Raw genomic sequence first — 4371 nt, 5'->3', positions numbered from 1 at the left:
ATAAAAACACCCATTGCATTTAAACTTGGTTTCTGATTGTTTTCAATTTGCGTGGTTTGAAAAGGTAAGATTTCTATAGTTTCTCCACTTATTTCTACACTAGCATTAAAACTATCATTTTTACTTTCAATCTCTATTTCAATTGCTTCTAAAACGCTTCTAACATTTTTAAAATCATAAATTAGTCTTTCTAAAGTATTAAGCGTTCTTTCATCAAAGCTAACATTAGTTGTGCTTACTTTAACTTTAAAAAAATAAGGCTTTCCACCATAATTAAACCACTCTTTAACCACTGCAGTAGGAAATACGGCTCTTAAAGCTTCTTTTATAGCCCAAGTTGTGCCGTTGTATCTATCTAAAAGCAAGGCTTTAGATATTAGCTTTCTTGCTTCTTTTTCATTTAAACCATCAATACTTACATCATAAGCATTGGCTAAAATTGGCAATAATCTTTCATCGCAATTTAGAGCTAGATTTGTGATACTAGCTAAATTTAAATCTTCAAATCTTGCCTTTGCACTTAAATCAATGGCTTTGCTTTGTTTTGGATGGTGGTTTAGTATTAGTGTATTCATAGCACCGCCTTTTTTATGCTATCACTTTGTGCAAACGAAGTTCGCCCAAAGTCGCTTTTACTGAAGGCTTCCCGACCCATTGCTACGCAATGCCCCTTCATAGTACTGCCTTTTCATAGCTAAGCAAAAAGCTAAGGGTTGCAAACTCATCATCAGCTATTATTATATTTTCTAAGGGCAAGTCTTTTAATTCTTGCTCTTCTTCATTTATGATTTTTTCTTTAATGCTTAAAATTTCGCTTTTATAAACTCCGTCCTGATGAAGACATTTGTAAATAAATCCCAGTGCTAAATCCACACTTAAATCAAAGTCCTTTTGCAAAGCATTAATCTTTTCACTTATTTCATTAGCACGGCTTAATTCTAAAAGCAAAAGTTTGGCATCTACGATAAACTCTCTTTTTTTAGCTAATTCTACATTTACTTCATCAGTTAAAGGTCTTCGCTCATCCGCACTTAAATACTCTTTAACCACATTAACGCTTAATTCATCTTCGCTTTTAATGATAACTCTTACTTTTCCTGCTCCATTGTTTAAAGCTTTTATGGAGGCTACTTTTGCACTTGCGCTTAAAGCGTGATAGATATAGCCTTTTTCACTTCCTGCGGTTGAAAAGCGATGTACACTCATTACAGCCCTTTCTCTTAAGGCTTCATCGCTTTCTTCACTGGCTCCACCACTAAAATATTCTAGTTGTTTAATCTTAGCCACAAAAGGCAGTGGGGTTTGTAAAAACTCGGTTTTACTTTCTTTGCTTTGAATAAATTCATCAAGTTCTAAAATACCTTGTGCTTTACTTTGCCCTTTTTTAATCACCACTTCTTCTTTTAAAGTGGCAAGGTCTGCTTTTTCATTTGAAAAAATTGCACCTTTTGGGATGATGACATCATAAGTAAGTAAGGTATTTAATTCAAACTCTACTTTAGCTGTGGGCTTAACCCCTTTAAGCCTTTGTATCAAATAGCCATTAGCTACTACATTATCTAAATCACTTCCCTTTGCATAATGAAGATAAGTTGCTTTTATACTCTCATTAATTCTTGCTCTTATTATCATTTCTCTATAAGCTAAAGCTTCTAAAATGGCTTTAAAAGGATCAGATTCTAAAAGCTCTACATTATCTTTTAAAAAGCTTTTAAAAAGTTCTTCATAGGCTTTTAAAAGCTTTTCATAATCAAGCTCTTCTATGATTTGTGGATAAGGGATATCCTTTAAAAAGCTTTGTTTAAAATAGCTATCATTTGCACTTAAAAGCTCACTCATTTGCCTAGCTCCATGGTTAAATCCCCATAATTTTCAAAAAGCAAGGTAATGCTTAATTTATTGTCTTTACACTCATTAAGTCTCACACCTTTTAGCTTTACTCTTTTTTCCCACTTTGAAATTGCTTCTGCAGTGTATCTAGTAAGCTTTATCTTAAAATCATCATCGATTTTTCTATCTATGAGTGTAAAAAGTAAAGAACCATATTCTGGTCTCATTACTCTTGAGCCTAAAGGAGTGATTAAAATGTCTTTGATACTTTCTTCGATGCTTACCATGTAATTCATTTTAATCCTTTGTAAAACTCAAAAATGTTTTCTAGCATTTGAGAAAATCCTAAAAATGTAAAAGCTATAAAAAAGCCTATAAAAATGCTTTTGATAAAAAAGTTTAGGTTTAAAAAAGCATAAAATGCCCCCATGCAAAAGAGCATAAAAAAGACTAATGAAAATAAAAGCAAAAATAATTCTTTCATAGTTTTTCCTATCTTGGCGAAGCTGTGGCACCACAAGTACAAGAATGGGTATGATTTGTTAAATCACCTTTGCTATCGCTTATATTTCCGCTAACTTGTAAATTGCCTATTAAGTTTAAATTTCCTTTTATGCTAAAAGTACCACTTGCCCCACCTTCGCCACTTGTAGAAATTGCTCCTGCAATTTGAGTATTACCATTTAAATTAATACTTGGAGCATTAAGCGTTATGGTATTAGCGTTTGTAGTATGATTTTTAGTATTTAAGGTGTTGTTTTGGTTATGGGTGATTTTATCTACACAAGTGATATTTATATTTTTAACCACATCAAGTTTTAAAGTGCTACTCTTAGAGTTGTATTCTAAATGCGTTCCATCTTCAAAATCTATATTAAAAGTATTCTCATCTGTGTTTTTTGCTCTATGTTTTTCTTGGTAAAGCCCACGCAAAATAACTCCACTATTTAAATCCCCACGCACAGGTATAACTAATACTTGCTCTCCTATTCTTAAAGGAGAAAAGCTCACTGCATAAGAATTAGCTAGACTTTGAAAAACACTTAAAAAATCCGTTACCATTTCTCCAATAGCAACCTTAGCTTTATTGTCTTTAATGTCGCAAATGATGCCAAGTTCGTTCATTATAGTTTTTCCATTTTTTTATTAATTAACTTTTCTACAAGTTGCTCAATTTTAAGCAATGCATCTGTCCCCATATAAGCTGCAAAACCGCCCACTGCAACGCTAAGTTTTATGCCAAAATTAAGATAATTTACAATTTCAAAAACTAGATATGCTACAAACATAGAACCTAGCATACCTTTTAAAAAGAGTGTAAATTTACCTTTTAAATTAAGAGCTTTGCTTAATTTATTTTTTGTTACAATTCCTACAAGTCCAGCTATAAAGCTTACTATCATTAAAACCATATATACAAATATATCTTCTAATTTCATTGCTAGTTCCTTGTAAAAATTTCAAATAAATATAATAAAGCTAATGCAAAAGTTGAAAACAAAAGAGCTATAAGAAGATCTTTTGCAATGCTTTTTTGATTTATCATTTTATTATTTTCTTTCATCTTTCTCTCCTGTGCAAAGCTTGGCTATATTTTCAACTTCTAAGTAATACTTAGAGATTTCTTTAGCACTTTCTAAGTCTTGTTTGTCTAAAGGCTTTAAAGGAAGTTTTAAAGGGCATTTAATAGGAACTTTAACTTCTTTGATTTCAGTTTTAATCAAAATATCTTTAGAAGCACAAGCGCTTAAAAAAACAAAAGGTATAATTAATAGGAAAATTCTCATTTTATCATTCACTTTTTTGCTCCTAAAATATTAAATAATTCTTTATAAGCTTTAAGTTCACTCTCACAGCTTTTATCTTTAATAAAAACCTTATCCACTTTTAAAACTTCTTTTAAAGTCTCTTTGGGCTTTAAATCAAGTTTTAATTTATCAATAGCTTTATTTTGCTGGGCTAATTTATCTTTAAAAACATTGATTTCATTGTTAAAATGCAAAGCTTTAAGTTTTAGATTTTCATTTTCTAAAGCTAAAGCATTGTTTTTTAAATATAAAAAACCACAAAGAGCAATTAGAACAAAAAAAGCTATTTTTGAAGGACTTAAAAACCTTGATAAAATAAAACTAAACACAATCTTTTCCTTATGGATAAGTCCATCTTGCTTTTTTGCCTCTAGTGTCTAAATGTACAAACCCAGCATAAGGATCATTAAAATTATGTTTTATAGCAATCCCTAAACCTCTTTCGCCATAGGTGTTTAAAACATATTGATGAACTTCTTCTGTTTTAACTCCTTTAACCACAAAGTCCGCTGCACTTCCTATAGTGTGTTGGCTTTTAGGGGCTCCACCAATCTCTGCATTATGCTCTTTGCAGCGATATCCACTATTTATAATAACAGGAGCATTGTAATGTTCTCTGATTTCACAAAGAATGTCTATAAGCTCATCACTTGGTACATTTTGAGGCAATTCACATTTGCCGCATTTACATTTAAATTCGCTTTCTTTAAAATAAGGGTTATTTTTCATTTTC

The 4371-nt window shown here is 31.2% G+C and carries 10 protein-coding genes; all 10 read right to left on the bottom strand.

Going from position 1 to position 4371, the window contains the following annotated elements; all coding sequences use genetic code 11:
• Positions 1-575: phage tail protein I (locus AJ885_RS07180; protein WP_070280995.1), on the bottom strand; the 575-nt coding region annotated here is incomplete at its 3' end.
• A 97-nt stretch (positions 576-672) separates the two neighbouring features.
• Positions 673-1839, bottom strand: a complete 1167-nt coding sequence (locus tag AJ885_RS07175) for a baseplate J/gp47 family protein (RefSeq protein ID WP_070280994.1) — start codon at positions 1837-1839, stop codon at positions 673-675.
• Positions 1836-2126 (bottom strand): GPW/gp25 family protein, encoded by a 291-nt coding sequence (locus AJ885_RS07170; protein ID WP_070276117.1) that lies wholly within the window; start codon positions 2124-2126, stop codon positions 1836-1838. Before AJ885_RS07170 ends, AJ885_RS07175 begins: the two co-directional genes overlap by 4 nt.
• Positions 2123-2314 carry a hypothetical protein gene (locus tag AJ885_RS07165; RefSeq protein WP_070276118.1) on the bottom strand — a complete coding sequence of 64 codons (192 nt, stop codon included), beginning with the start codon at positions 2312-2314 and terminating at the stop codon, positions 2123-2125. Before AJ885_RS07165 ends, AJ885_RS07170 begins: the two co-directional genes overlap by 4 nt.
• 8 nt (positions 2315-2322) lie before the next feature.
• A complete protein-coding gene (locus tag AJ885_RS07160) occupies positions 2323-2955 on the bottom strand; it encodes a phage baseplate assembly protein V (protein WP_070280992.1) in 633 nt (210 codons plus the stop codon).
• Positions 2955-3269 carry a phage holin family protein gene (locus AJ885_RS07155; RefSeq protein WP_002784492.1) on the bottom strand — a complete coding sequence of 105 codons (315 nt, stop codon included), beginning with the start codon at positions 3267-3269 and terminating at the stop codon, positions 2955-2957. The genes AJ885_RS07160 and AJ885_RS07155 overlap by 1 nt, the downstream gene beginning before the upstream one ends.
• A gap of 2 nt (positions 3270-3271) precedes the next feature.
• Positions 3272-3394 (bottom strand): hypothetical protein, encoded by a 123-nt coding sequence (locus tag AJ885_RS10690; RefSeq protein WP_002790262.1) that lies wholly within the window; start codon positions 3392-3394, stop codon positions 3272-3274.
• The gene (locus AJ885_RS07150) at positions 3381-3629 is read right to left on the bottom strand and encodes a hypothetical protein (RefSeq protein WP_070280988.1); all 249 of its coding nucleotides are present in this window, start codon (positions 3627-3629) and stop codon (positions 3381-3383) included. The genes AJ885_RS10690 and AJ885_RS07150 overlap by 14 nt, the downstream gene beginning before the upstream one ends.
• On the bottom strand, positions 3626-3967 hold the full coding sequence (locus AJ885_RS07145; RefSeq protein ID WP_002827119.1) for a hypothetical protein: 342 nt from the start codon (positions 3965-3967) through the stop codon (positions 3626-3628). The genes AJ885_RS07150 and AJ885_RS07145 overlap by 4 nt, the downstream gene beginning before the upstream one ends.
• 10 nt (positions 3968-3977) lie before the next feature.
• Positions 3978-4367, bottom strand: a complete 390-nt coding sequence (locus AJ885_RS07140; RefSeq protein ID WP_070276122.1) for a YcbK family protein — start codon at positions 4365-4367, stop codon at positions 3978-3980.
• Positions 4368-4371: the final 4 nt, after the last annotated feature.

Origin of the sequence: Campylobacter sp. BCW_6464 (genome assembly GCF_001762775.1) — a bacterium.
Taxonomy (GTDB): Bacteria; Campylobacterota; Campylobacteria; order Campylobacterales; family Campylobacteraceae; genus Campylobacter_D; species Campylobacter_D jejuni.
Note: the sequence above shows the minus strand (reverse complement) of the source record. Positions and strands in the feature narration are given on the sequence as shown.